Below are 22176 nucleotides of genomic sequence, written 5' to 3' on the forward strand. Positions count from 1 at the left end.
TCAGCGTTGCTCCAGTTCGGTGATGCGCCTGCGCAGCAGGCGTCGTTCCGGCTCGGCCGTGAGGAGTTCGAGTGCTCGCTGGTACGCGGCGAGCGCCTCATCGGTGCGGTGGAGTCGGCGTAGCAGTTCGGCGCGCGTCGAGTGCAGGTACGGGTAGTTGTCGAGGTCCAGGCCCTCGATGATGCGCAGCGCTGCCTGCGGTGCGCCCGCCTGGGCAACGGCGACCGCACGGTTGAGTTCAACCACCGGTGAACCCGTCAGCCGAGCCAGCTCGAGGTACAGAGCGGCCACCTGCGCCCAGTCGATCTCGGGCTCGGTGTGCAGGACGGCAATTGCCGCTTGGAGAACATAGGGGCCGCGAGCCCGGGCGATGGCCCGCTCGAGCAGGGCACGACCCTCCGCGATGAGCTCACTGTCCCAACGACCACGGTCCTGCTGGTCCAACAGAACGATCTCGCCATCGATGTGGCGTGCGGCGCGCCGGGCGTGGTGGCACAGCATGAGCGCCAACAGTCCGAGCACTTCCGGCTCGTCGGGCATCAATGTGACGAGCATCCGGCCCAAGCGGACGGCCTCGTCGGCCAGATCGTCCCGCCCGCCGTAGCCCTCATTGATGATCAGATAGATAACCTTCAGCACCACCCCGACGCGCTCGGGTAGCGCATGATCCGGTGGCACCGGAAGGGAATACCCGCCACCTTGATCTTGGTCTTCGCCCTTGTCAAACGCCGCTTCATCGTCCCTGGCGAGACCAGGAAGGCCTGCGCGATCGCATCGGTGGACAGGCCACCCAGCGCCCGCAGGGTCAGCGCGACCTGCGCGTCGACCGCGAGCGCAGGGTGGCAGCGCAGGAAGATCAGCTCGAGTCGTTCGTCCGGAATCGCGGTCTCGGCCATGGCGACCTCCTCGACCTCGGGTACACCGAGCAGCGGCGCCTTGGCTGCGAAGGCGCGGTCCCGGCGCAGCCGGTCGATCGCGCGGCGGCGGGCAGTCGCGGTCAACCACGCGCCCGGATTGTCCGGCGCGCCATCGGTCGGCCATTTCTCCGCAGCGATGACAAAGGCCTCCTGGGTGGCTTCCTCGGCGAGATCGACATCACCGAGGAAGCCCGCCAGCGAGGCGAATACCCGCCCCCACTCGGACCGGAAGACCTCGTCGATCACGCCGGTGGCGGCGTCACGATCGGCCGGATCTCCACCGACCCACCGAGCCGGGCGGCCGGGATCTTCGCAGCGACCTGGATAGCGGCGTCCAGGTCATCGGCCTCGAGCAGGTAGTAGCCGCCGAATACCTCCTTGGTGTCGGCGAACGGCCCGTCGGTCACCAGCGCATCACCCGCCTTGACCCGTACCGTCGACGCAGTGTGCGCCGGCGCGAGCTGGGCCCCACCCACAACCCGCGGGTCTGACCTGATCGCGAGGTACTCGGCGGACACCGCCTCCTGCTCCTCGGCGTCGAGCGCCTCGAACGCACCGGGCAACTGGTTGATCAGCAACGCGTACTGCATGACTCCTCCTTCAGGCTCGAACTTCACCGTCACCTACCCGACGAACACGACCGGCCCGAGGGGACACGCAGCCGGGAAACTCAGCAACATTTTTCTCGCCGAGCGGCGGGGCAACCGGCTCACCATGCCGGAGCTATCGCTCGAGAATCGAAAGCTCGAGCGTAGAGAAATGGCGGCGACTCGGGCACCCCTCTGCCACCATGTGCCTAACGCGACGGCCGCAAGCCGCAGCGTTCGCCTTGCGGACTTCTCCGTCCGAGCTGAACAAAAGCCGCTGGTTAGCGGGGCGAATGACCGAGGGCTACCAGCACTTCACGGAGGGAAATGACGCCGTCCGAAGCGAGGAAGTGACCGGCTCCGGAAACCACGAGCGCGGAAGTTCCGAGGAGGTCGGCAAGACGGTCGGTGTGACCGACGGGAACCAGCGGGTCCGAATCGGACCGGATAACCGTGAGCCGACCGATGTGGTTGCTGAGCCCCTCCACATCGCAGCCGTCGCCGATGTATGCGTTCAGTTCGGGGAGCGCGGGCAGTTGGTCGACGAATCCGGAGACCAGCACGAGGGTGTCGACGTGCCAGGGCTGCGGAAGTGAGCGCAGATAGCGCAGCACGGTCAGACAGCCCAGGCTGTGCGCGATGATAATCGAGTTCTCGTCAACAGTGCCCACCTCGGCGCGGACGGCTTCCGTCCACTGCACCTGGTCCGGCTGTTGTGGATTCGGGAGGGCCGGAACCGTGGCCGGAATGCCGACCGCGTCGAGTTGCCCGGCCAGCCAACCGAACCAGTGATCCTCGGGCGATGCAGAGTAGCCGTGGATGATCGAGGCCCGCCGCTGGGTTGTTCTGGTTGTCATACGACAGGAGGGTATGGGTTCACGTCAGCGTGAATGTCAAGCCGATGAGGAGGACCCGAGAGTGCTGATCAGCGAACTCGCCGAGTTGACCGGCGTGAGCGCGCGAGCGCTACGGCACTACGAGGATCGGTTGCGCCCGCACCGGCGAGCATGGAATCTTCCTCGAAATGTGCCCAGAACTGCGGGCGGAATTGGACGACGTGGCCAGACGCATCGAGGCCCGGCAAGCCGAACTCAGCGAGACACAGCGACGATTGAACAGGCTCGCATCGATCGGTGGAAGCACCTCGACACCATCATGACCCGCAGCAACTAGATCCGGCCGTCAGCCGCGGACGAGTTCCAGCGCCTGTGCGGCGGTCAGGCACTCAGCCGTGACGAGTTCGAGGTCGGCCAGCGCGGCGTCGTGCGCTTCCGGACTCGCAGCCGCCACGCAGTCGGACACCGGGTGCATGGTGAACCCGAGGTCGGTGCCGTGCCGCGCGGTCTGCTCGACGGTAAGGTTGGTCGCCACGCCGGTGAGGAAGAGCGTCCCGATGCCTTGATCCGCCAACCACTCGGGAAGCTTGCTGCCCGCGAGTCCGGACAGCTTCTGGTTGTCGAACACTTCCGTGGGTTGTGCCGCCATCTCCGGAATGATCGCGGCGCCGGGGGAATCGGGGCGGAATTCGGTTTGCGCCGCCCCGACCGAGCGCATGAAGCCGGTGTTGCGCACCAACTCGCCCTCGCCGACCGGGATGGTGAACCGAGTGAAGACCACCGGCACGTCCAGCGCGAGCGCCGCCGCGTGGAAGTCCTTCGCACGAGGCACCACACCGCTGGCCGCGACCGGCGCGGCCAACATGGGACCGAAAAACCCTTCCGGCCGAATGACATTCACCTGCCAGTGCAGCGCCAGCACGGCGGCGCGGATGCGTCGGATCGCCATGGGACGACCTTACGCATCGACGGCCGCTCGCATCCACCGATTCACGTGAAACGTACGCACCGCCAGCTCAGGACGAATACTGCTTGCGCAATTGCACTTTCACGACCTTGCCGCTGGCGTTGCGCGGTAGCTCGGGCATCAGCACCAGATCCTTGGGGTGCTTGTAGCGGGCCAGGTTCTCGTTGAGGAACGGCTCCAGCTCGGCCAGCGTGAGCTCATCGTCAGGGTTGTGCAGCGCGACCACCGCGACCGGTACCTCACCCCACTTCTCGTGCGCGCGGCCCAGCACCGCCGCCTCCCGGATCTTCGGGTGCGCGAACAGGACGTTCTCCACCTCGGCGCAGTAGATGTTCTCGCCACCGGAGATGATCATGTCCTTCTTGCGGTCCACCACGTAGACGAAGCCCTCGTCGTCCTGGCGGACCAAATCGCCGGAGTGGAACCATCCGCCTGCGAACGCCTCCGCGGTGGCTTCCGGCTTGTTCCAGTAGCCCTGCATGAGGGTGGGGCCGCGATAGACGATTTCACCCACCTCGCCGGGTGCGACGTCGTTCATCTCGTCGTCGACGACGCGCGCCTGAATGGTCGGAATGGGCTTGCCCACCGAGCCGATCTTGCGGTTCGCGTCCTTACCCTCCAGCACGCAGGTGATCGGCGACATCTCCGTCTGTCCGAACACCGCGACGCTGAACGCGTTCGGGAAGCACTCGGCCATCGCGCGGAGCACAGTGTCCGACGCAGGCGCGGCGCCCCAGCTCAGCACCTCGAGCGCGAGTTTGCGCTCCTTCACGGTCGGATGGTCGCAGACCAGCTGCCACTGCGCGGGCACGCAGAACGCGGAGGTGGCCTGCTCGCGCTCCAGCGCATCGAGGAATTCTCCGGCGTCGAAGGCGCCGAGCGGGTGCAGCACCGTCTTGGAACCGAGCAGGAAAGCCGGTGCGAGACTGCCGAGTCCGGCGATGTGGAACAGCGGCGAGGTACACAGTCCGATGGAATCCGGTTCCAAGGCCAGCGCCCGGATACAGGTCAGCGCTTGGGCGTTCATGTTCGCATGGGTCAGCACCGCGCCCTTGGGGCTGCCCGTGGTGCCCGAGGTGTACATGATCAGGCTGGGGGTGTCTTCGGGGATGTCCAGCGGAGTATGCGGTTCGCCGTCCTCGGCGAGCAAGTCGCCGAAGCCGACCGCGCCGTCGCCGGACACGCCGCCGATCACCACGCAGGTCTCCAGGACGGGAGCCTGCGCGCGCACCGCGGTGGCCAGCGGTTGCAGCACGGTATCGGTGACGATCGCCTTGGCACCGCTGTCGCTCACGATGTAGGCGACTTCGGGCGGCGTGAGCCGGAAGTTGACCGGGACCGCGATCGCGCCGAGCGCGTTGATGCCGAAGACGGCTTCCAGGTATTCGGGGTAGTTCAGCGCGAGGATCAGGACCCGATCGCCGAATCCGACGCCGCGGCGCGCCAGCCCGGCGGCGAATTTCAGCGACCGTTCGTGCAGTTGGCGCCACGTGGTGTCCACGCCACGGAACCGCACCGCGACCGCGTCCGGGCGCATCAGCGCATGCGCGGCGATCTGGTTGTTCCAGTGGTTGCGCCGCGACCTGATCGGCTCGGCGAGCGCTGCTGCCCCGGTGGTCATGCCACGAACTCCCTCTCGGACCGCCACCGGGACCGCCAGGATGTCCGGCGGCGGCGACGGGCTGAATCGGGAGCAGAATAGCAACTAACTTAATCGCTCGACAAGAGATGGGGGAACGAATCCTTGTTAAGCGACCGGGATTTGTACCTGGACTCCAAGTACGCGCCTCCACCTGGTTTTCCAGGCACAACTCGAACGCATCGAAGCGTAGAACGACTCCGCACAACCTTGTCGATCGTGCGAACCTCGGCTCACTTATGAGTTGAACACGAGGCGATTCTCATGTCACCATCGACGCCAACGGGCGAACCGGCACGCCCGCGCGAGACAGAGGAGAAGCGCAATGCTGCGGACCAGGTTCACCGAGAAATTCGGGGTGGAGCATCCGATCGTGCAGGGCGGCATGATGTGGGTCGGGCGCGCCGAACTCGTCGCGGCCGTCGCCAACGCGGGCGGGCTCGGCTTCATCACGGCCCTGACCCAGCCGACTCCGGACGACCTGCGCCGGGAGATCGCCCGCACCAGAGAGCTGACCGACAAACCGTTCGGCGTGAACGTCACCATCCTGCCGTCGATCAACCCGCCGCCGTATGCGGAATACGTCCAAGCGATCATCGACAGCGGCGTCGAGATCGTCGAAACGGCGGGCAGCAACCCGGAGCCGTTTCTGCCCTACTACAAGGACGCGGGCATCAAGGTCCTGCACAAGTGCACCAGTGTCCGGCACGCCCTGAAGGCGGAGCGGATCGGCGTGGACGGGGTGAGCATCGACGGCTTCGAATGCGCGGGCCATCCCGGTGAGGACGACGTCCCCGGCCTCGTGCTGATCCCGGCCGCGGCCCGCGAACTGAGCATTCCGATGATCGCCTCCGGCGGCATCGCGGACGCCCGCGGCCTGGTCGCGGCGCTCGCTCTCGGCGCGGACGGCGTCAATATGGGCACTCGATTCCTGTGCACGCAGGAGTCTTCGATCGATCAGAAGGTCAAGGAGCGGATCGTCGCGAACTCCGAGCGCGACACCCAGCTCATCTTCCGCACCATGCGCAATACCGCGCGCGTCGCGGACAACGAGATCAGCCGCAAGGTCGTCGAGATCGAAAAGTCGGGCGGCACTTTCGACGACGTGCGGGATCTGGTCGCGGGCGCACGCGGTCGGCGGGTATTCGAGGAGGGCGATCTGGACGCGGGCATCTGGTCGGTCGGCCTGTGCCAGGGCCTCATCCACGACATCCCGGCCTGCGCCGAACTGATCGGCCGGATGGTCACCGAGGCCGAGGAGCTGATCACCGCCCGACTCGCCGAGACCGTCGTCGGCTGACCGGGTTCGTCGGCCACGCGGGCGGTCGGGCTCCTGATCGTGGCTGGAGACGAGCCCGACCCATTACCTCGCCGCGCGGGCGGTCACAGGCTCATCGCCGTGGCCGGCGATGAGCGCGAAGCCGCTGAACCCGTCCTCGGCTGACCGGGGTTACTTGCTCGCGCGGGCGGTGACGGCCTCGTAATCGTGGCTGGCGATGAGTTCGATGTCGTCGGGCAGCGCGTGCAGGCGGTGGATCGTGGTGAACGCGGCGTCGCGGTCGGAGTCGAAGAGTTTGCCGGGCATCGGCGCCTTCTCGCGAATCAGATCGACCTGCAGCTTGCTCCAGACGGCGTCGCCCGCGAACAGCACGCGGCTGCCGTCGTCCACCGCGAGCAGCACGCCGATGCTGCCCGGCGTGTGGCCTGCGAGATCCACCAGCAGCACCGAACCGTCGCCGAACAGGTCTTTGCTGCGCGGAAACGTGAGTACCGGCGGTCCGTCCAGCTCGAACCGGTCGAAGCTACGGCCGCGCAGTGGCCCGCGCGCCACACCGGCCGGGGCGTGCGGGCCGCCCATCGCCCAGTCGTATTCGGCGGCGGGCAACCGGACCTCGACCGATGACGGCAATTCCAGCAGGCCCGAGACGTGATCCCAATGCAGGTGGGTGGGCAGCACGAAGTCGATGTCGGCGCCCGCGATGTGGTGCGCGGCGAGTGCGTCGGACAGGCCGAGCACCGGTTTGTCCGGCGCGACGAGCAGCGGGACAGGGAACGGTAATTCGGGTAGCACCCGGTCGTGCACGCCCGCGCACAGGGCGGGATCGACCAGGAAACGCGCCTTCGGATGCTCGACGAGGAACGCCGCCATCGACAGCGTCATCTCTCGCAGGCTGCGCACGCCCTCGGCCACGATGGTGGTCGGCGCCGACATGGTGGCCTGATTGAGCACGGTGAGCCGCACCGCGGCGCTCGCCGGGGGCAGCGGCCGCACCTCGAGGTTCGCCAGCAGTGCGGTGTCGGGGCGGCGCGGGCGCAGTAGCCGGCCCGGCGTCGCCGCCAGCGCGGCACAGCAGCGCAGCACAGTCGGCAGGATCGGAGTGCGCTCGGCACGGGTGGCGGCACCGCTGTCCGGTTCGGTCACCCTGCCACCGTAAGTGATCGCCGTGGTTCGCGAAAGGCTGGGCAGGCAGCGGAAATGCGGTTGCCTCGCCGTCGCTCGGCCCGGCGCGGGCTTCGGACGGACTACGTCCGGCTGCGCCTTCTACGCGACCTTGCTCCGGCCGATTTCTCCGGCATAATCGCGTGAGTACCGTTCGTCTGTGGGTAGCAGCAGCCGGGAGACGGGGAGGGAGGACGCGATGCCGCCCAGTCTTCCGGACGGGCACGGTGGTGCGCAGGGGAATGGCGGTTCGCTCGGCTATCGCCGACGCACCGCGTTGACTTGTGCCGCCGTCTCGGCCGTTGCGGACCTACTAGGGGTCGACGCTGCCACGGTGTCGACCAGCTCGCCCTTTACCGATCTCGGCCTCAGTTCCACCCAGCTTGCGAGGCTGACCGCCCATCTCGAAGACGCTATGGGAGTCGAGGTTCCGCTGACCGCGATCTACGACCATCCGGACATCGAGCAGCTTGTCGAGTATCTCGCGATGCGATGAGCAGCGCGGCTACCGACTCCGTCGGCTCGCATCCACCCGTCTCCATCATCGGCATCGGCTGCCGACTGCCTGGAGCGGCGAACGTCGCCGAGTTCTGGCGGCTGTTGCTCGACGGCCGGGACGTCACGTCCACACCGCCCGCCGGCCGCCTCGGCACCCGGCGCGGCGGCTATCTCGACGATGTCGAGTCGTTCGACAACGACTGGTTCGCCATCTCCGAGCGTGAGGCCGCCGTCATGGACCCGCAGCAGCGGATCGCGCTCGAGGTCGCGGTGGAGGCGCTCGACGATGCCGGAATCGGCTACCGCGCACGCGGTTCCGGCACCGCCGTGGTGTTCGGCGCGTCCGGGTACGACCACGGCATCGCGGTGCTCGGCCGGGAAGGCCACGACGCCCCGTACGCCGTGACCGGGTCGGCGCTGAGCATCATCGCCAATCGGTTGTCGTATGTGCTCGATCTGCACGGGCCGAGCCTGGTGCTCGACAGCGCGTGCTCGTCCTCGCTCGCCGCGGTGGACTTCGCGGTCCGGTTGCTCGCCGACGGCACGGTGCCGTTCGCCATCGTCGGCGGCGTCAATCTGGTGCTGTTGGAGCACACATCGAACTACCTGGCAGAGAGTGGTTTCCTGTCGCCGGCCGGGCGAACGGCGCCGTTCGACGCCACCGCCGACGGCTATACCCGCGGTGACGGCTGCGCGGTGGTCGTCCTGCAACGGACCGCGGACGCGCAGCGCGAGGGCAACCGGGTGTACGCGGAGATCATCGGAACGGCCGTCGGATCGGACGGGCGCTCCAACGGTCTATACGCACCGAACGGCCGCGCGCAGCAGGAGACATTGCGCACCGCGTGGTCGCGCGCCGGTAGCACGCCGCTCAGCATCGGCTACATCGAATGCCATGGCACCGGAACTCCTTTGGGCGACGCCGTGGAAATCGGCGCGCTGGCCGCCGCGCTCGGCGATGGCACTCGGCGTTGGAGTGAGCGGTCGCGCATCGATGCCGGCGATCGGATCTGGATCGGCTCGGTGAAGTCCAATATCGGACATCTGGAAGCCGCCGCCGGAGTCACCGGGCTGGTGAAGACTGCCCTGTCCATCCACCACGGCGTGATCGCTCCGACGATCAACCTCCGTACCGAACACCCGTTGCTGCACCTGGCCGAGCGCGGTCTGCGTGTGCCGACCGAGCCGGTGGACTGGAGCCACGTGCCGGCACCACAGCGCATGGCGGGCGTCAGCTCGTTCGGATTCGGTGGCACGAACGCGCACATCGCGGTGCGCGGGGTCGCCGCGTCACAGCACGCCCGGAGCGATCAGTTTCCGGTACTGCTTGCACTGACCGCCCGCGACGACGGGGAGCTGCGCGAGCACGCACTGCGGCTGGCCGACGAGCTGGACCATGCTCGCCCGCCGCTGGGCGAGTTCGCCGCGGCCACGGCCCGATTGCTTCCCGAGACGACGCGAGCCGCGGTCCTGGCACACGACCACCGGGACGCGGTGCACCGGCTGCGCAGCCTGGGCCGCGGCGACGCCGACGCCGTCATCGGCCCCGCGCGGAACCGCCGTCCTGGCGGACTGCTCTTGTTGTTCTCCGGTCAAGGTGGCCAGCATCCGAAGATGGGTCGCGCGCTGGCGGCGCGATATCCGGTCTTCGCCACCGCGCTCGCCGAGGCGACCGACGCGATCGTGGCGGCGGGTGGACCGCGGATCTGGACGCCGCGGCACGGTTTCACCTTCGCCGACACCGGTGCGCACGCCACCGAATTGGTGCAACCCGCGCTGTTCGCGTTCCAAGTGGCGGCGGTGAAACTCTTGGCAGCGTTCGGGATCCGGCCCGACGCGGTGGCCGGGCACAGTCTCGGCGAGATCGCCGCGGCTACGGTCAGCGGCGCGCTGTCCCTGGGGGACGCGGCGCGCATCGTGGTGCTGCGCAGCGCGAGCCTGGCCCACCTGGACGGCCACGGCGCGATGGCGGTGCTGGAGGCGGCCCCGGACGAAGCGGCGAAACTGGTGGAGCCGATGCACAGGGAGGTGAGCATCGCGGCGGTCAACGGCCCCAGATCGGTAGTGGTGTCCGGTACCCCGCGCTATATCGACACGCTGGTGCGCCGAGCCACCCGCCGCAACATGTTCGCGCGTCGGCTCGCCGTCGACTTCGCCGCGCACGGCCCGCAGGTCGCCACCGTGCTCCCGTCGTTCGTCGGGGCGCTGAGCGAGATCACTCCGCTGGCGCCGCACGTACCGGTGTACTCGACGGCACGGCGCGGCGCGAAGATCAGCACAGCGGCCATGGACCGCGACTACTGGGCCGAGAACGCCGCGGGCACCGTGGAGTTGGCGGCGGCGATGGAAAGCGCGATCGAGGACGGCATCTCGACCGTGCTGGAGATCAGCCCGCATCCGGTGCTCACTTCAGCCGTGCGGGAGTACCCGGATTTCCGTGCGGGCACGCATCCGGTGACGTCGCGCGAGGACGAGGCGGGCGGGTTTCTCGCCGGTCTGGCGCGGCTGTACCTGGAGGGGCGGCCGGTCGACTGGTCGGCGCTCGGCCCGTTCGGCGGAACATCGCCACGGCAGTGGCGCAAGCGGAGGTTTCCGCTCCTGGTGTCGGAACCAGCGAACGGGCACACCCCTGAATCCGCCTTCCTCGCCGAGGATCTCACCGATCACGTGGTGCAGGGCGACAGCACGGTGCCCGCCGTGTTCTGGCTGCGTAGGCTGCTGCACCTCGCCCGAACGACCGCCGGGGTGACCAGGCTCGCCGACTTCGTCGTACACGAGAGGACCGATTCGAGAACACTTCCCGAGGTGGTCTATCGCGGCCCGGGAGCCGAGGAAAGCATGCGGGCGGAGGTCACTGGCACCGAGACGCTGGCTTCGGCCCGGCCCGCCGGTGACCCCACACCCGCGGATATCGTCGCATGGATGCGGGTGGTCGACGCAAACCGGGCCGCCCGCCACCACATGCGTGTCATCGCCACCGGCACTTTCTACGAGGAACTGCGCCGCAGGCGGTTGGAGTACGGACCGCGTTTCCGCGCGCTGCGCGGCATCGCGGCGGGCACCGGGCGGGCGCTCGGCCTGTTCGACGCCGCCGAATTGCACCACACCGCAACGCTGGATGGGTGTCTGCAAGTGCTCGCCGCGGCACTGTTCGACGAGCTGCCCGCCGCGTCGATGCCATTGCCGATCGGCATGGACTCCGCTTGGCTGTCGAACGAACCGAATCGACATGTGCTCGAGGTGCACGCCCTGATCCGGGAGCGGACCGACAACGGATTGGTGGGCGACGTCATCGCGACCGATCAGCACGGCGTGCCCTGTCTCGCCTTCTCCGGCGTGCACATTCGCTACATCCAACCCGGTGACGCGGATGGGATCGGCGCACTGCGAACGCCGCGCGCCGGACAGGACGCGCCGTTCCGTCAAGAGGCGTGGATATCGCGCGACCCCGAGTCGCTCGGGCTCGGCGACGCGCCCGAAGCCGAAGCGTTCGGGCGGCGCGCGGTAGTGGTGGGTGCCTCCGACCTCGCGGTCCGGCTCGCCAGGGCATTGGATGCCAGCCTTCCGACCGAACGCATCGCGCGTGAACCGGACGACGCGGGGCCGCTCGCCACTGCGGTCCTCACCGGGCGCGGTGACGGTGGGACCGCCGTGGTGGTGGTCTGCCCCGGGGACGGCGGCGGGAGCGATGCGCAGGCAGGCATCGCGTCGCTCGGGCAGGTCCTCGATCTGCTGCAACGGGTCTGCGCCGACGACGCCACCGCGTCCATGACGGTCGTCCTGCCGCGGCCCGATGCTGCCCACGCGCGGCACGACGAACTCGCCATGCGGTCCGCGGTCGAGTCAGCGGCGATCGCGGGTCTTGTGCGCTCGGTCCAGCTCGAGTCGGGCCGGACGGTGCGGCTGGTCTGGGCCGATACCGATCCCAACAGCGTGCCGCTGCTCAGCCGTCTGGTGATCGCTGCCGATATTCCCTACGAGCTGCGCCTGTCCGCGGGTGCGGTCGCGATCCGGCGATTCACGCCCGCCCGGGCCCGGGCGCTCCCGGTCGCTGGTATCGACACGAACGGAACCTATGTCGTCACCGGCGGGCTTGGGACGCTCGGCTCGGTCGCCGTCCGCTGGCTGCTCGACGCGGGCGCACGAGACGTGGTGGTGCTGACGCGCGCACCCCGCCCGGTGCCCGCACTGCTCGACGGCTTGGAGGACCGCATCGTCGTGGTGCGCTGCGATGCGGCCGACCGGGACGATCTGGCGAACGCGCTCAGCGATATCCGGGCCTGGGGAGCGGCCATTCGCGGTGTCGTGCACGCCGCAGGCGCGCTGGAAGACGCCGCGTTCGACGCGATCACGGCAAGTCAGCTGGCCAGGATGTGCGCCCCCAAAGCCACCGCGGCGAGCAATCTGATCGAACTCACCGCGACCGACGCGACCGACTTCGTCCTGCTGTTCTCCTCGGCGACCGGAGCGCTCGGGGCACCCGGCCAAGCCGCCTACGCCGCGGCGAACGCGGCCATGGACGCCTTGGCCTCGCGCGACCCTGGCAGGCGGATTCTCAGCATCGGCTGGGGCCTCTGGGATTCCGGGCTCGCCGCCGCGGCCGGTGGGGCGAGCCACTTACGGCGCGCAGGCGTCGGGGCGTTCGACGTGCGCCGCGGTAGCGCCGTGCTGTCCCAAGCCCTCCGCTACGAAGGTCCGTATCTGCTCGCACTGGACTACACCCCAACCGCCGACACCTCACCGGTAGCCGGGCGGCTGGCCACTTTACTTGTGCCGGTGGCCGATTCAGCGCTCAGCCGGGAAAGCGCACCGGAGCAGCCGCTCGCCCTGCCGGACCCCGCCGAGCCACTGACCACCACCATCCGCCGCGTACTGGCGAGCACACTCGGCCTGCCCGCCGAGCACATCGACCCCGCCGCCGACTTCAACGACCTCGGGCTCAGTTCCCTGCTCGCGATCGAGATGCGCCGCAATCTGGAAGCCCGGCTGCACGTCCGGATCGCGACCGCGGAGCTGTTCAAACACCCCACCATCACCGCACTCGGCGCCGCCCTGCTGGACCGGGTCGCGGCGAACACCAGCGAGGCGTCGTGACCGCAAGTGACCACGCACCGGGCACTATCCTCGCGGCCCAAGTGGCCCACTGCGCGGCGGCCCGGCCGGACGAGCCCGCCTACACCGAACTGCGCTTCCGCCTGCAAGATCGCGTGCCCGTCACGGTGACCTACGCAGGGCTGCACGCCGCCGCGGGGACACTCGCCGCACGACTGCGACGCGAGAGCCTGCCCGGTGATCGAGTCGCCATTCTGTGCGCCCACGGAATCGACTATGCGGTCGCCTTTCTCGCCTGCCTGTACAGCAATCGCATAGCGGTACCACTGTTCCCCGCGGTCGGCACGCGCAACCGAGACCGCCTGCACGCGGTTCTCGCCGACGCCCGCCCCACCCTGACCCTGCTCTCCGCCCACGACGAGATCACCGCCGCAACCCTCGGACCAGCGTTGGGTCGCGTATTCATCGTGCCGCCCGAACCGTCCGCGCCGATAGTGGATTCGGTCGCATCAGCCGCGAACACACTCGCTGCGACCACGCGTTCTGTACTGCCGATTACGAATACGGCCGCGCTGACGACCGCAACGGTAGGTGATCCCGCCACGCCAACCACACCGCCGCCGAGCCTGTCCGCGCCTAGGGCGGCCTCAGCCGCACAACGTGCGCGACCAAGCACACCGAAGGCGGTTCCCGCGAGCAAGCATGAAGCTGCACCGGGTGGCAGGCGTGCGGCCGCGCGGATGACAGTTCGCGCTGCGTCGAAGACGGATCCGCCCGTCGTCGCCCCGGTGCGCGGCGAGCTCGCGTATCTGCAGTACACCTCAGGGTCGACCAAGTCACCCGCCGGGGTTCGGGTCACGCATGAGAATCTGGCCGCGGCGCTGACGCAGTTGCGGGACGCCTTGTCCGCGGCCAGGGATCGGCCCATCGTGACCTGGCTGCCGTTCTTTCACGACATGGGGCTGATCCTGGGTCTGGCGCTGCCGCTCTGGCTCGGCGTGCACGGCGTCACCCTGGCGCCGGCGGAGTTCGTGAAGCGACCCATCCGCTGGCTGCGCGCGATCGCCGACTACCGCGCAGGCATCACCGGATGCCCCAATTTCGCCTTGACGCTCGCGGTGTCGGGCACGACGCCGCAGGAGCGGACCGGTCTGGACCTGTCCGGGCTGGACATCTTGCTCAACGGCTCCGAACCGGTCCGCGCCGACGCGCTGGAGGAATTCACCAGGACCTTCGCCCCCTACGGCTTCCGCCACCACGCGCACACACCCGGGTTCGGCCTTGCCGAGGCCACGCTCACGGTCACCGTCTGCGACTCACGCGAGGAACCGGTGTGGCACCACTTCGAACGCGCCGCGCTCGCCGAAGGCCGCGCGGTCGCGCTACCCGACGACGCGCGAGAGTCACGAAACGGCACGCCACTCGTCGGCTGCGGCGCACCCGCGGGCCAGGCGATACGTGTGGTCGATCCGGCCACTGGGACGGTGCTGCCACCGGGGCGCGTCGGCGAGATCTGGGTGGCCGGAAACAACGTGTGCGACGGCTATTTCGGCAGGCCCGACGCCTCCGAGGAGACCTTCGGCGCCACGCTGGCCCAGGACGACGTCCGCTGGCTGCGCACCGGTGACCTCGGCTTCCAGCACGAGGGCCAGCTCTACATCGCCGGACGCCGCAAAGACGTCATCGTGGTCGACGGACGCAATCACTATCCCACCGACATCGAGACGACCGTGGAAGCATGCTCGCCGGATATCCGGCCCGGCCATGTGACGGCGTTCGGGCATGATGACGGGCGTCGGGAAGACTTGGTCGTGGTCGCCGAACTCGTCACCATCGGCGCGGCCGAACCCGCCGAACTCTCCGCGCTGGCCCGTCGCATTCGCTCCGCGGTCGCGTCCACGCACGAGGTGATGCCCGGCGCGGTAATGCTCGTCGAGCCGGGGAGGATTCCCAAGACCAGCAGCGGAAAGCTGCGGCGCGGTGAGTGCAGGGCGCGCTACGTCGCAGGCCACCTACGCCCCGTCGCGATGATCTGAGACCGAACATCCGGCCGCTGCCACGCCGCCGACATCATCTCGCTCAGGCTTTGAATGTGTGCAAGCTGGCGGTTGCGAGGGTCTGTTGTGCGTCGAACGCCTCGAAGGTGCTGACGGGCTGGAATCCGAGGCGAGCGGCGAGTTTCAGCGAACGCAGGTTGGCTGTCTGGGTGATGATCAGGACCGGTTGGTCGGGAAGTTCGGCGGCGGCGGTGCGCAGCGCGGCCATTGCCGCTTCGAACGCGAGCCCGGCACCCCAGGCATCGCGCCGCAGAAGATAGGTCAATTCCAGTTCTTCGCCATCCGAGGTGAGGTGTCCGGGCTGGTCGGCGGAACGCCGGTTGAGCATCAGCGTTCCGATGAGCAGGTTCGTCTCCTTGGCCGCGATGACATACACGCCTGGACCGGCTGTCACGTTCGCGATGCCGACAGCGTCGAGGTACTGCTCCACCGTGCCGCGGGGCCGGGGTCCGCCGAGATATGCCCGCACCTCGGGATCGGTCTGTAACTCGATCAGTCCCTCACGGTCGCCGTCGTGCGCTTTGCGTAGCACCAGACGATCCGAGGCGATTTCCGGCGCGGACAGCGTGGGCAGTGGACTCATGGAGGTCATTGGACCGGCCTGTTTCAGTGATCAGCCCGGCCCATGAGGCGATCGGTCTCGCGCCGCTCACGCTTGGTGGGTCGCCCAGCACCGCGTTCTCGACGGGGCATGCTCGCCAGGATTTCCCGTGGCGGGGGCGGCGGACTGCGATCGATCAGACACTGCGCGGCGATCGGAGCGCCGACGCGCTTGGTGACGATTCGTTCCACGATGACGATGCGCTCGTGACCACCTGACCGGATGCGCACCTCGTCACCGGGGCGCACTGGCTGTGCGGGCTTGGCCGTCGAGCCGTTCACCCGCACGTGCCCACCACGACATGCTTCCGCGGCGGCGGATCTGGTTTTGAACAGGCGCACGGCCCAAGTCCACGAATCGACGCGGGCCTGGGTCGCGCTGCTCTGGATGCCGGTTTCGGCGCGGGCCACTCGTTAGACGATACGGCGTGCGGTAACCACCATGTCGGGGCGCAGCGGGGTGTAGGACACCGGCGTACCCGACTGCACCGCATTCAAGAGCTTGTTGTCGCCCGCGTAGATGCCGACGTGACCGCCGCCGTTGGTGACGACGATGTCGCCCGGCTGCAGCTCGTGGTAGGCGACCGGGGCGCCGACGTGCGACTGCTCGAAGCTGGTGCGGGGGAGTTCGATGCCCGCCTGGCGGAACGCCCACTGGACGAGGCCGGAGCAGTCGAAGGACCTCGGACCCGCGGCGCCCCACGAATACTGTGCGCCGACTTTGGTCTTCGCGGCGTCGAGGGCGATGTCACCCGGGGAGGTCTGCTGGGCGAACAGACCCGGCAGCATCGGCGCGAGACCGGGAAGCTGGGGAGCCACCTGCGCCTCGGGCGCGGGGGCCGGGGCGGCGGGAACGGCCGCGAGCGCCTGCTGGATCTGCTGATTGAGCTGCTGGACCGGCTGCTCCCATTCCTGCGGAACGTCGAAGTTACCGACACCAGGAACGTTGATGGTCGCGGCCATGGCCGGAATCGCGGGCATGGCGCCGGTCGCGGCGACCGCACCCATGACAATCGCACCCTTGACGGAATTCGGAACCCGAGAATCCCGTTGCAAGCTGTGTTTACCCACCGAGCTACGTCTCCGATCTTGCTGCGCTCCCGCCGACCGAGTTCGGACCGGGAGAACGGCCCTACCCAGACGATCCTCTGAGTCCTCGGCACGACTGCCGAGACCGGTTGGCCTCGACTGCCGCTTAGGCGGTAACTAGTGGCGCCGTTTCTCTTACGAAACGACTGGTTCCACTAAGTCACGAAGAGATTACGACGTTGGCGCGGTGTTGTCCAGCGCACAGAGCTGCTTGTTCTCGATCACCGCGCAAACCCCTGCATGCCCGCGGGAAAGCAAACGTGCGCCACTAGGTCACAACGAGATCTCGACCGACCGCGCGGATCACCGAATGGACAACGCCAGCCTGGATCCCGGCACGTACTCAGGATCGGCCGCCGCGGATCAGGCGCTCCAGTTCGTCGATTCGGCGCCGCGCGTCGGACAGCTCCACCTCGAGCTTGCCGAGCGCCATGACCAGCGGACCGACCGCGAGATCCGCGACCAACTGGGGATCGTCATAGCCGCGTTCGATCGCGACGAGGATGTTCGATCTGATGCGCTGGGCCACCGTGGCGCCCGCAGGAACGTTCCACGACTCGACCACCTCGGCGGTGCCGGCCGGGTTTGGTTCGTCGGACATGGCCCTCCCTTCTCGCGCGCCGTGCCGCGCGACCGTTCTGGCGAACCGCCGCCCGGCCCGGAGGGCCGACGGCGAGAGCAATAGTGCAATACGGACCGCTAAGGCTCTCTAGGACACGCCGTAGATGTGCCCAGATTATGCGGACCTGACGCGCTACGGTGTCGGGGCATGGACCCCGTGCGGAATCCGTATGCACCCGGAGCGGGACAGCGCCCACCCGAATTAGCCGGGCGCGACAAGCAACTCACCGCGTTCGACATCGTGCTCGAACGCGTGGCGCGTGGTCGCCCGGAACGCAGCGTGATGCTCACCGGCCTACGCGGTGTCGGAAAAACAGTGCTGCTCAACCAGCTTCGCTCGGCAGCGATCTCGCGCGGATGGGGCACCGGGAAGATCGAGGCGCGGCCGGATCAGGAATTGCGCCGCCCGCTGTCCTCGGCGCTGCACATGGCGGTGCGCGCGATCGCCATGGCGCACCGCAATCCGGAACGGGTAGACGACTTTCTCGGCATCCTCAAGGCCTTCGCCCTGCGGGCCACCGCGGACAAGGGCATGCGGGAGCGCTGGCAACCCGGCATCGACGTGCCTGCGGTAAGCGGGAGGGCCGATTCCGGCGACATCGAGATCGACCTGGTGGAGTTGCTGGTCGAGGCGGCCGCGCTGGCCGGCGACATCGGCATCGGCATCGCGATCTTCATCGACGAGATGCAGGATCTCGGCCCCGCCGACATCTCCGCGATCTGCGGCGCCTGCCACGAATTGAGTCAAGACGCCGCGCCGCTGATCGTGGTCGGCGCGGGCCTGCCGCATTTGCCCGCGGTACTGTCCGCCTCGAAAAGCTATTCCGAGCGACTATTCAGTTATCACCGCATCGATCGGCTGGACCGAGAACCCGCCGACCAAGCGCTGATCGCGCCCGCACAACGCGAGAACGTGAAGTTCACCGACGGGGCACTGGATGCCCTGTACCAAAAAGCTGATGGTTACCCCTATTTCGTGCAGGCTTACGGCAAAGCCGCATGGGACCAGGCACCGGAGAGCCCGATCACGGCCGAAGACGTTGAGGTCGCCTCACCCGCCGCGGAAGAGGAGTTGGCGGTGGGGTTCTTCGGTTCCCGCTATGAGCGAGCAACGCCCGCTGAACGCGAGTACATGCGCGCCATGGCGGACCTGGCCGGCGACGATGGTCCGGTGGCGACCGCGGCGGTGGCCAATGAACTCGGCCGCAAGCCCGCCTCACTGTCGCCCGCCCGCGACGGGCTGATCAAGAAGGGCCTCATCTACTCCGCGGAGCGCGGCACGATCGGCTTCACGGTGCCGCACTTCGGCCGCTATCTGCGCTCGGTCTGAACGCCGCCCGGCAGCCAGGAGGGACAGCGGTCGATTGCCCACTATTCGCCCCTCTTCCAAGATCAATAGATATTCATAGATTTCTCTCGACCAAGAGCCCTACCGACGGGTAACAAACTCTCCTACACTCGAATGTGATCCTGATCACGTCCGAGGGAGGACATCATGGCGACAGCCGCGAAAGTCGACGCCACCGAAGAACAGGCCCGCGCACTGGTCGAGGAGTCCCGCGAAACAAGCTGGGCCAAGCCCTCATTCGCCAAGGGGATGTTCCTCGGACGGTTCCGGCTGGACCTGATCCACCCATACCCGCAACCCGGCCCCGAGGACGCAGCGCACACCGAGGCGTTTCTGTCCCGGCTACGGACGCTGTGCGAGTCCATGGACGGAGCGGTGATCGAGGCCGAGGGCCGGATTCCGGACGAGTACGTCAAAGACATGGCCGAACTCGGCTGCTTCGGCCTGAAGATCCCGCAATCGTATGGCGGCCAAGGACTTTCCCAGTTCGGCTACAACCGGGCGCTGATGCTGGTCGGCTCCACGCACCCCAGCCTCGGCGTCCTGCTCTCGGCACACCAGTCCATCGGCGTGCCGGAACCGCTGAAGCTGGCGGGCACCCCCGAGCAGAAGGCGGAGTTCCTGCCCCGGTGTGCGGCGGGCGCGGTCAGCGCGTTCCTGCTCACCGAGCCCGACGTGGGCTCCGACCCGGCCCGGATGGCCAGCACCGCGATCCCGACCGAGGACGGCGAGGCCTACATCCTGAACGGCGTCAAATTGTGGACCACCAACGGCGTCGTCGCCGAGCTGCTGGTCGTCATGGCACGCGTACCCAAGAGCGAGGGGCACCGCGGCGGCATCTCGGCGTTCGTCGTTGAAGCGGACTCGCCGGGCATCACCGTGGAGCGGCGCAACGCGTTCATGGGTCTGCGCGGCATCGAGAACGGCCTGACCAGGATGCACAACGTCCAGGTGCCGAAACGCAACCTGATCGGCCGTGAGGGCGACGGCCTGAAGATCGCGCTGACCACGCTCAATGCGGGCAGGCTCGCCATTCCCGCGATGTGCACCGCGGCCGCGAAGTGGTCGTTGAAGATCGCGCGGGAGTGGAGCGCGCAGCGGGTGCAGTGGGGCAGGCCGGTCGGCGACCACGCGGCGGTCGGCCAGAAGATCTCGTTCATCGCGGCGACCACGTTTGCGTTGGAGGCGTCGCTGGACCTGTCGGCCACCATGTGCGACGAGGCGCGCAACGACATCCGGATCGAGGCGGCGCTGGCCAAGCTGTGGGCCAGCGAGATGAGCTGTCAGATCGCCGACGAACTCGTGCAGATCCGCGGCGGCCGCGGCTACGAGACCGCGGCCTCGCTCGCCGCCAGGGGGGAGCGTGCCGTCCCGGCCGAGCAATTGGTGCGCGATCTGCGGATCAACCGCATCTTCGAAGGCTCCAGCGAGATCATGCGGCTGCTGATCGCCCGGGAGATGGCCGATGCGCACATGGCGGCCGCGGGCGCTCTGGTGGACCGCAAGGCCGAGTTCAAGGACAAGGCAAAGGCGGCGGTCGGCGCGACCGGCTTCTATGCGAAGTGGTTCCCGCAGCTCGCCGTCGGAGCGGGCACGGTGCCGGCCGCCTACACCGAGTTCGGCGTCCTGGCGCGTCATCTGCGATTCGTCGAACGCAGTGGGCGCAAGCAGGCCAGGTCGCTGATGTACGCGATGGGTCGCTGGCAGGCGGGCCTGGAATACCGGCAGAACTTCCTCGGCCGGATCGTCGACATCGGCGCGGAGCTGTTCGCCATGTCCGCGGCATGCGTGCGCGCCCAGTCGTTGCGCACCGCGGGCGCGCCGGAGGCCAAGGCCGCCGAAGAGCTGGCGGACACCTTCTGCAGGCAGTCGCGGCTGCGCGTGCGCAAGCTGTTCGACGAGCTGTGGGAGAACACCGACGACGACGATCGCACCCTCACCCGCGGCGTGCTCGACGGCCGCTACCAGTGGCTGGAGGAGGGCGTGCTCGATCCGAGCGAGGGAACGGGGCCGTGGATCGCGGAGTGGCAGATGGGTCCGTCGACCGAGGCGAACCTGTTGCGCCCGTTCCTGTCCTCGACCCGCAGCCGCGCAGAGGCGTGACCGCGCGGTAGGCCGCCGTCGTCACGGTCGGTAGCCCAGGGACCGACCGTGACGACGGTTGTCGCCCGGACAGTATTCGGCAGTATCGGATTATCCGTAGAAAGTGGCAGATTCTTCGGACCAGTGCCGGACCGACCAGCGATCGGGGTATCTACCAATATCTACTGTCAGACCAATCATTTCGTAGATTTTCCTGTAGCGCGGGGCCGCGACCACCGGATCGATCGGCAGCCTCAGTTGGGCAACGTGTCCATAACGGCAGGTATGGGCCGTTAACGATGCGGAAAATCCCATCGACAACTGGGCAGGAGGCGGCAACGAAGCCCCTCGCTCACAGGAGAGTGCCATGTCCACGACCATCGCTCGCCGAGCCGCCGACTACGACGGCCACCACGTCACGGTGTCGGCCGAAGACGGTGTCCCTCTCGCGGTCCGCGTCTTCGGCGCCGACGACGCCCACGCCACCGTCGTCTTCGTGCATGGCCACTGCCTGCGCAGCGAATCCTGGTGCTACCTGCGCGACCAGCTGCTGCGGCAATGGGGAAGCGACACCAGGATGGTGTTCTACGACCACCGCGGCCACGGCGAATCCGGCGAGGGGCATCCGTCGAGCTACACCATCGACCAGCTGGGGCAGGACCTGGATACCGTGCTGCGGACGGTCGTCCCCACCGGTCCGGTGATCCTGGTCGGCCACTCGATGGGCGCGATGGTCGTGCTCGCCTACGCCCGGCTCTACCCGGAAGCTATCGGCACACGGATCGCCGGCGTCGGCCTGCTGGCGGGCGCGGCCAACGGCATCACCGAAGTGGGGCTCGCCCGCTTGCTGAACCGGCGCGCGGTGAGCTCGCTGCAGGCCGCCGTCACCCGCGCACCACGCGTGATGCAGGCGTCCAAGCGGCTGACCCGCCTCTTGGTCGCGCCCATTCTGCGCGAGGCCAACTTCGGCACCGGGAAGGTCAACCCGCGCATGGCCGCGCTGGCCACGGCGATGCTGAACGACACCCCGCTGCTCACCATGTGCAGCTTCCTGCACTCACTGATCACCTTCGACGAGACGGCGACCCTGCACCGGCTCGGCGCCATCCCCGCGCTGGTGCTGGCGGGCTCGGCGGACATCCTCGTCCCGTTCGCGCACTCGGTGGCGCTGGCGTCCCAGCTGGCCGGTTCCGAGCTGGTGCGCCTGGAAGGGGCCGGACACAGCGTCATGCTGGAGCGGGCCGACGACGTCGCGCTGTCCATCGTCGGACTGGTCGAACGAGCCTTCGCCGCGGTGCGGGCGACCGCCGACTACGCCTCCGCGAGCTGACCGACAGGCAACCGGCCGGCAATCACCGCTTTTCGGCCGCATACGAGCCAGAACTCAATTCTTTCGGTACTGTGTTGTAGATCACGTTGTGTGGTGGGTCACACAGCTCGGTG

At 68.1% G+C, this 22176-nt stretch carries 19 protein-coding genes; 8 read left to right on the top strand and 11 right to left on the bottom strand.

What is annotated here, in order from left to right:
- From AB0M45_RS03920 to AB0M45_RS03935, 4 genes are all read right to left on the bottom strand, one after another.
- Positions 1-678: a DUF6596 domain-containing protein gene (locus AB0M45_RS03920; protein ID WP_364322641.1), complete on the bottom strand. Its 678-nt coding sequence runs from the start codon at positions 676-678 to the stop codon at positions 1-3.
- A complete protein-coding gene (locus AB0M45_RS03925; protein ID WP_364322643.1) occupies positions 633-1163 on the bottom strand; it encodes a sigma-70 family RNA polymerase sigma factor in 531 nt (176 codons plus the stop codon). Before AB0M45_RS03925 ends, AB0M45_RS03920 begins: the two co-directional genes overlap by 46 nt.
- Positions 1160-1507 (bottom strand): YciI family protein, encoded by a 348-nt coding sequence (locus AB0M45_RS03930; protein WP_364322645.1) that lies wholly within the window; start codon positions 1505-1507, stop codon positions 1160-1162. Before AB0M45_RS03930 ends, AB0M45_RS03925 begins: the two co-directional genes overlap by 4 nt.
- Positions 1508-1785: 278 nt before the next feature.
- On the bottom strand, positions 1786-2361 hold the full coding sequence (locus AB0M45_RS03935; RefSeq protein ID WP_364322647.1) for an alpha/beta hydrolase: 576 nt from the start codon (positions 2359-2361) through the stop codon (positions 1786-1788).
- 13 nt (positions 2362-2374) lie between these two features.
- On the opposite strand from AB0M45_RS03935, the gene AB0M45_RS03940 reads away from it, so the two are divergent.
- Complete coding sequence (locus AB0M45_RS03940) at positions 2375-2677, top strand: MerR family DNA-binding transcriptional regulator (RefSeq protein WP_364322649.1); 303 nt, start codon at positions 2375-2377, stop codon at positions 2675-2677.
- A gap of 9 nt (positions 2678-2686) precedes the next feature.
- Here the strand turns inward: AB0M45_RS03940 and AB0M45_RS03945 are convergent, their stop codons facing one another.
- Both AB0M45_RS03945 and fadD5 read right to left on the bottom strand, forming a co-directional pair.
- Entirely contained in the window at positions 2687-3289 is a 603-nt protein-coding gene (locus AB0M45_RS03945) for a cysteine hydrolase (protein WP_364322651.1), read from the bottom strand.
- A gap of 67 nt (positions 3290-3356) precedes the next feature.
- Positions 3357-4928 (bottom strand): fatty-acid--CoA ligase FadD5, encoded by a 1572-nt coding sequence (fadD5, locus tag AB0M45_RS03950; RefSeq protein ID WP_364322653.1) that lies wholly within the window; start codon positions 4926-4928, stop codon positions 3357-3359.
- 343 nt (positions 4929-5271) lie between these two features.
- On the opposite strand from fadD5, the gene AB0M45_RS03955 reads away from it, so the two are divergent.
- Positions 5272-6246, top strand: coding sequence for a nitronate monooxygenase (locus AB0M45_RS03955; RefSeq protein WP_364322655.1), 975 nt, complete (start codon positions 5272-5274; stop codon positions 6244-6246).
- Between the two features lie 150 nt (positions 6247-6396).
- Here AB0M45_RS03955 and AB0M45_RS03960 read toward each other — a convergent pair whose 3' ends face one another.
- On the bottom strand, positions 6397-7368 hold the full coding sequence (locus AB0M45_RS03960) for an MBL fold metallo-hydrolase (protein WP_364322657.1): 972 nt from the start codon (positions 7366-7368) through the stop codon (positions 6397-6399).
- A 178-nt stretch (positions 7369-7546) separates the two neighbouring features.
- On the opposite strand from AB0M45_RS03960, the gene AB0M45_RS03965 reads away from it, so the two are divergent.
- Genes AB0M45_RS03965 through AB0M45_RS03975 form a run of 3 tightly spaced genes read left to right on the top strand, consistent with a single transcriptional unit; the run spans position 7547 to position 14972 of the window.
- The gene (locus tag AB0M45_RS03965; RefSeq protein WP_364322659.1) at positions 7547-7882 is read left to right on the top strand and encodes an acyl carrier protein; all 336 of its coding nucleotides are present in this window, start codon (positions 7547-7549) and stop codon (positions 7880-7882) included.
- Positions 7879-12978: an SDR family NAD(P)-dependent oxidoreductase gene (locus AB0M45_RS03970; protein ID WP_364322661.1), complete on the top strand. Its 5100-nt coding sequence runs from the start codon at positions 7879-7881 to the stop codon at positions 12976-12978. The genes AB0M45_RS03965 and AB0M45_RS03970 overlap by 4 nt, the downstream gene beginning before the upstream one ends.
- The gene (locus AB0M45_RS03975) at positions 12975-14972 is read left to right on the top strand and encodes a fatty acyl-AMP ligase (RefSeq protein WP_364322663.1); all 1998 of its coding nucleotides are present in this window, start codon (positions 12975-12977) and stop codon (positions 14970-14972) included. Before AB0M45_RS03970 ends, AB0M45_RS03975 begins: the two co-directional genes overlap by 4 nt.
- Positions 14973-15015: 43 nt before the next feature.
- On the opposite strand, the gene AB0M45_RS03980 is transcribed toward AB0M45_RS03975, so the two are convergent.
- From AB0M45_RS03980 to AB0M45_RS03995, 4 genes are all read right to left on the bottom strand, one after another.
- Complete coding sequence (locus AB0M45_RS03980; protein ID WP_364322665.1) at positions 15016-15576, bottom strand: GNAT family N-acetyltransferase; 561 nt, start codon at positions 15574-15576, stop codon at positions 15016-15018.
- A gap of 23 nt (positions 15577-15599) precedes the next feature.
- On the bottom strand, positions 15600-16004 hold the full coding sequence (locus tag AB0M45_RS03985) for an RNA-binding S4 domain-containing protein (RefSeq protein ID WP_364322667.1): 405 nt from the start codon (positions 16002-16004) through the stop codon (positions 15600-15602).
- A gap of 3 nt (positions 16005-16007) precedes the next feature.
- Positions 16008-16601 (bottom strand): NlpC/P60 family protein, encoded by a 594-nt coding sequence (locus AB0M45_RS03990; RefSeq protein WP_364322669.1) that lies wholly within the window; start codon positions 16599-16601, stop codon positions 16008-16010.
- A gap of 424 nt (positions 16602-17025) precedes the next feature.
- The gene (locus AB0M45_RS03995; protein ID WP_364322671.1) at positions 17026-17283 is read right to left on the bottom strand and encodes a hypothetical protein; all 258 of its coding nucleotides are present in this window, start codon (positions 17281-17283) and stop codon (positions 17026-17028) included.
- Positions 17284-17451: 168 nt separating this feature from the next.
- Here AB0M45_RS03995 and AB0M45_RS04000 point away from each other — a divergent pair, with 168 nt between their 5' ends.
- The 3 genes from AB0M45_RS04000 (at position 17452) to AB0M45_RS04010 (ending at position 22063) form a co-directional block, all read left to right on the top strand.
- Positions 17452-18633 carry an ATP-binding protein gene (locus AB0M45_RS04000; protein ID WP_364322673.1) on the top strand — a complete coding sequence of 394 codons (1182 nt, stop codon included), beginning with the start codon at positions 17452-17454 and terminating at the stop codon, positions 18631-18633.
- 165 nt (positions 18634-18798) lie between these two features.
- Positions 18799-20754 carry an acyl-CoA dehydrogenase family protein gene (locus AB0M45_RS04005; RefSeq protein WP_364322675.1) on the top strand — a complete coding sequence of 652 codons (1956 nt, stop codon included), beginning with the start codon at positions 18799-18801 and terminating at the stop codon, positions 20752-20754.
- A gap of 346 nt (positions 20755-21100) precedes the next feature.
- Positions 21101-22063: an alpha/beta hydrolase gene (locus tag AB0M45_RS04010; RefSeq protein WP_364322676.1), complete on the top strand. Its 963-nt coding sequence runs from the start codon at positions 21101-21103 to the stop codon at positions 22061-22063.
- The last annotated feature ends 113 nt before the right edge of the window (positions 22064-22176 follow it).

The sequence above is a fragment of the Nocardia sp. NPDC051787 genome (genome assembly GCF_040681325.1).
Classification (GTDB): Bacteria; Actinomycetota; Actinomycetes; order Mycobacteriales; family Mycobacteriaceae; genus Nocardia.

Excerpts from the sequence above, each read along its gene's own strand:
- AB0M45_RS03930 (WP_364322645.1), bottom strand. The coding sequence starts at position 1,507 with ATGCAGTACGCGTTGCTGATCAACCAGTTGCCCGGTGCGTTCGAGGCG.
- AB0M45_RS03935 (WP_364322647.1), bottom strand. The coding sequence starts at position 2,361 with ATGACAACCAGAACAACCCAGCGGCGGGCCTCGATCATCCACGGCTAC.
- AB0M45_RS03940 (WP_364322649.1), top strand. The coding sequence starts at position 2,375 with ATGGGTTCACGTCAGCGTGAATGTCAAGCCGATGAGGAGGACCCGAGA.
- AB0M45_RS03945 (WP_364322651.1), bottom strand. The coding sequence starts at position 3,289 with ATGGCGATCCGACGCATCCGCGCCGCCGTGCTGGCGCTGCACTGGCAG.
- fadD5 (WP_364322653.1), bottom strand. The coding sequence starts at position 4,928 with ATGACCACCGGGGCAGCAGCGCTCGCCGAGCCGATCAGGTCGCGGCGC.
- AB0M45_RS03955 (WP_364322655.1), top strand. The coding sequence starts at position 5,272 with ATGCTGCGGACCAGGTTCACCGAGAAATTCGGGGTGGAGCATCCGATC.
- AB0M45_RS03970 (WP_364322661.1), top strand. The coding sequence starts at position 7,879 with ATGAGCAGCGCGGCTACCGACTCCGTCGGCTCGCATCCACCCGTCTCC.
- AB0M45_RS03980 (WP_364322665.1), bottom strand. The coding sequence starts at position 15,576 with ATGAGTCCACTGCCCACGCTGTCCGCGCCGGAAATCGCCTCGGATCGT.
- AB0M45_RS03990 (WP_364322669.1), bottom strand. The coding sequence starts at position 16,601 with ATGGGTGCGGTCGCCGCGACCGGCGCCATGCCCGCGATTCCGGCCATG.
- AB0M45_RS03995 (WP_364322671.1), bottom strand. The coding sequence starts at position 17,283 with ATGTCCGACGAACCAAACCCGGCCGGCACCGCCGAGGTGGTCGAGTCG.
- AB0M45_RS04000 (WP_364322673.1), top strand. The coding sequence starts at position 17,452 with ATGGACCCCGTGCGGAATCCGTATGCACCCGGAGCGGGACAGCGCCCA.
- AB0M45_RS04005 (WP_364322675.1), top strand. The coding sequence starts at position 18,799 with ATGGCGACAGCCGCGAAAGTCGACGCCACCGAAGAACAGGCCCGCGCA.
- AB0M45_RS04010 (WP_364322676.1), top strand. The coding sequence starts at position 21,101 with ATGTCCACGACCATCGCTCGCCGAGCCGCCGACTACGACGGCCACCAC.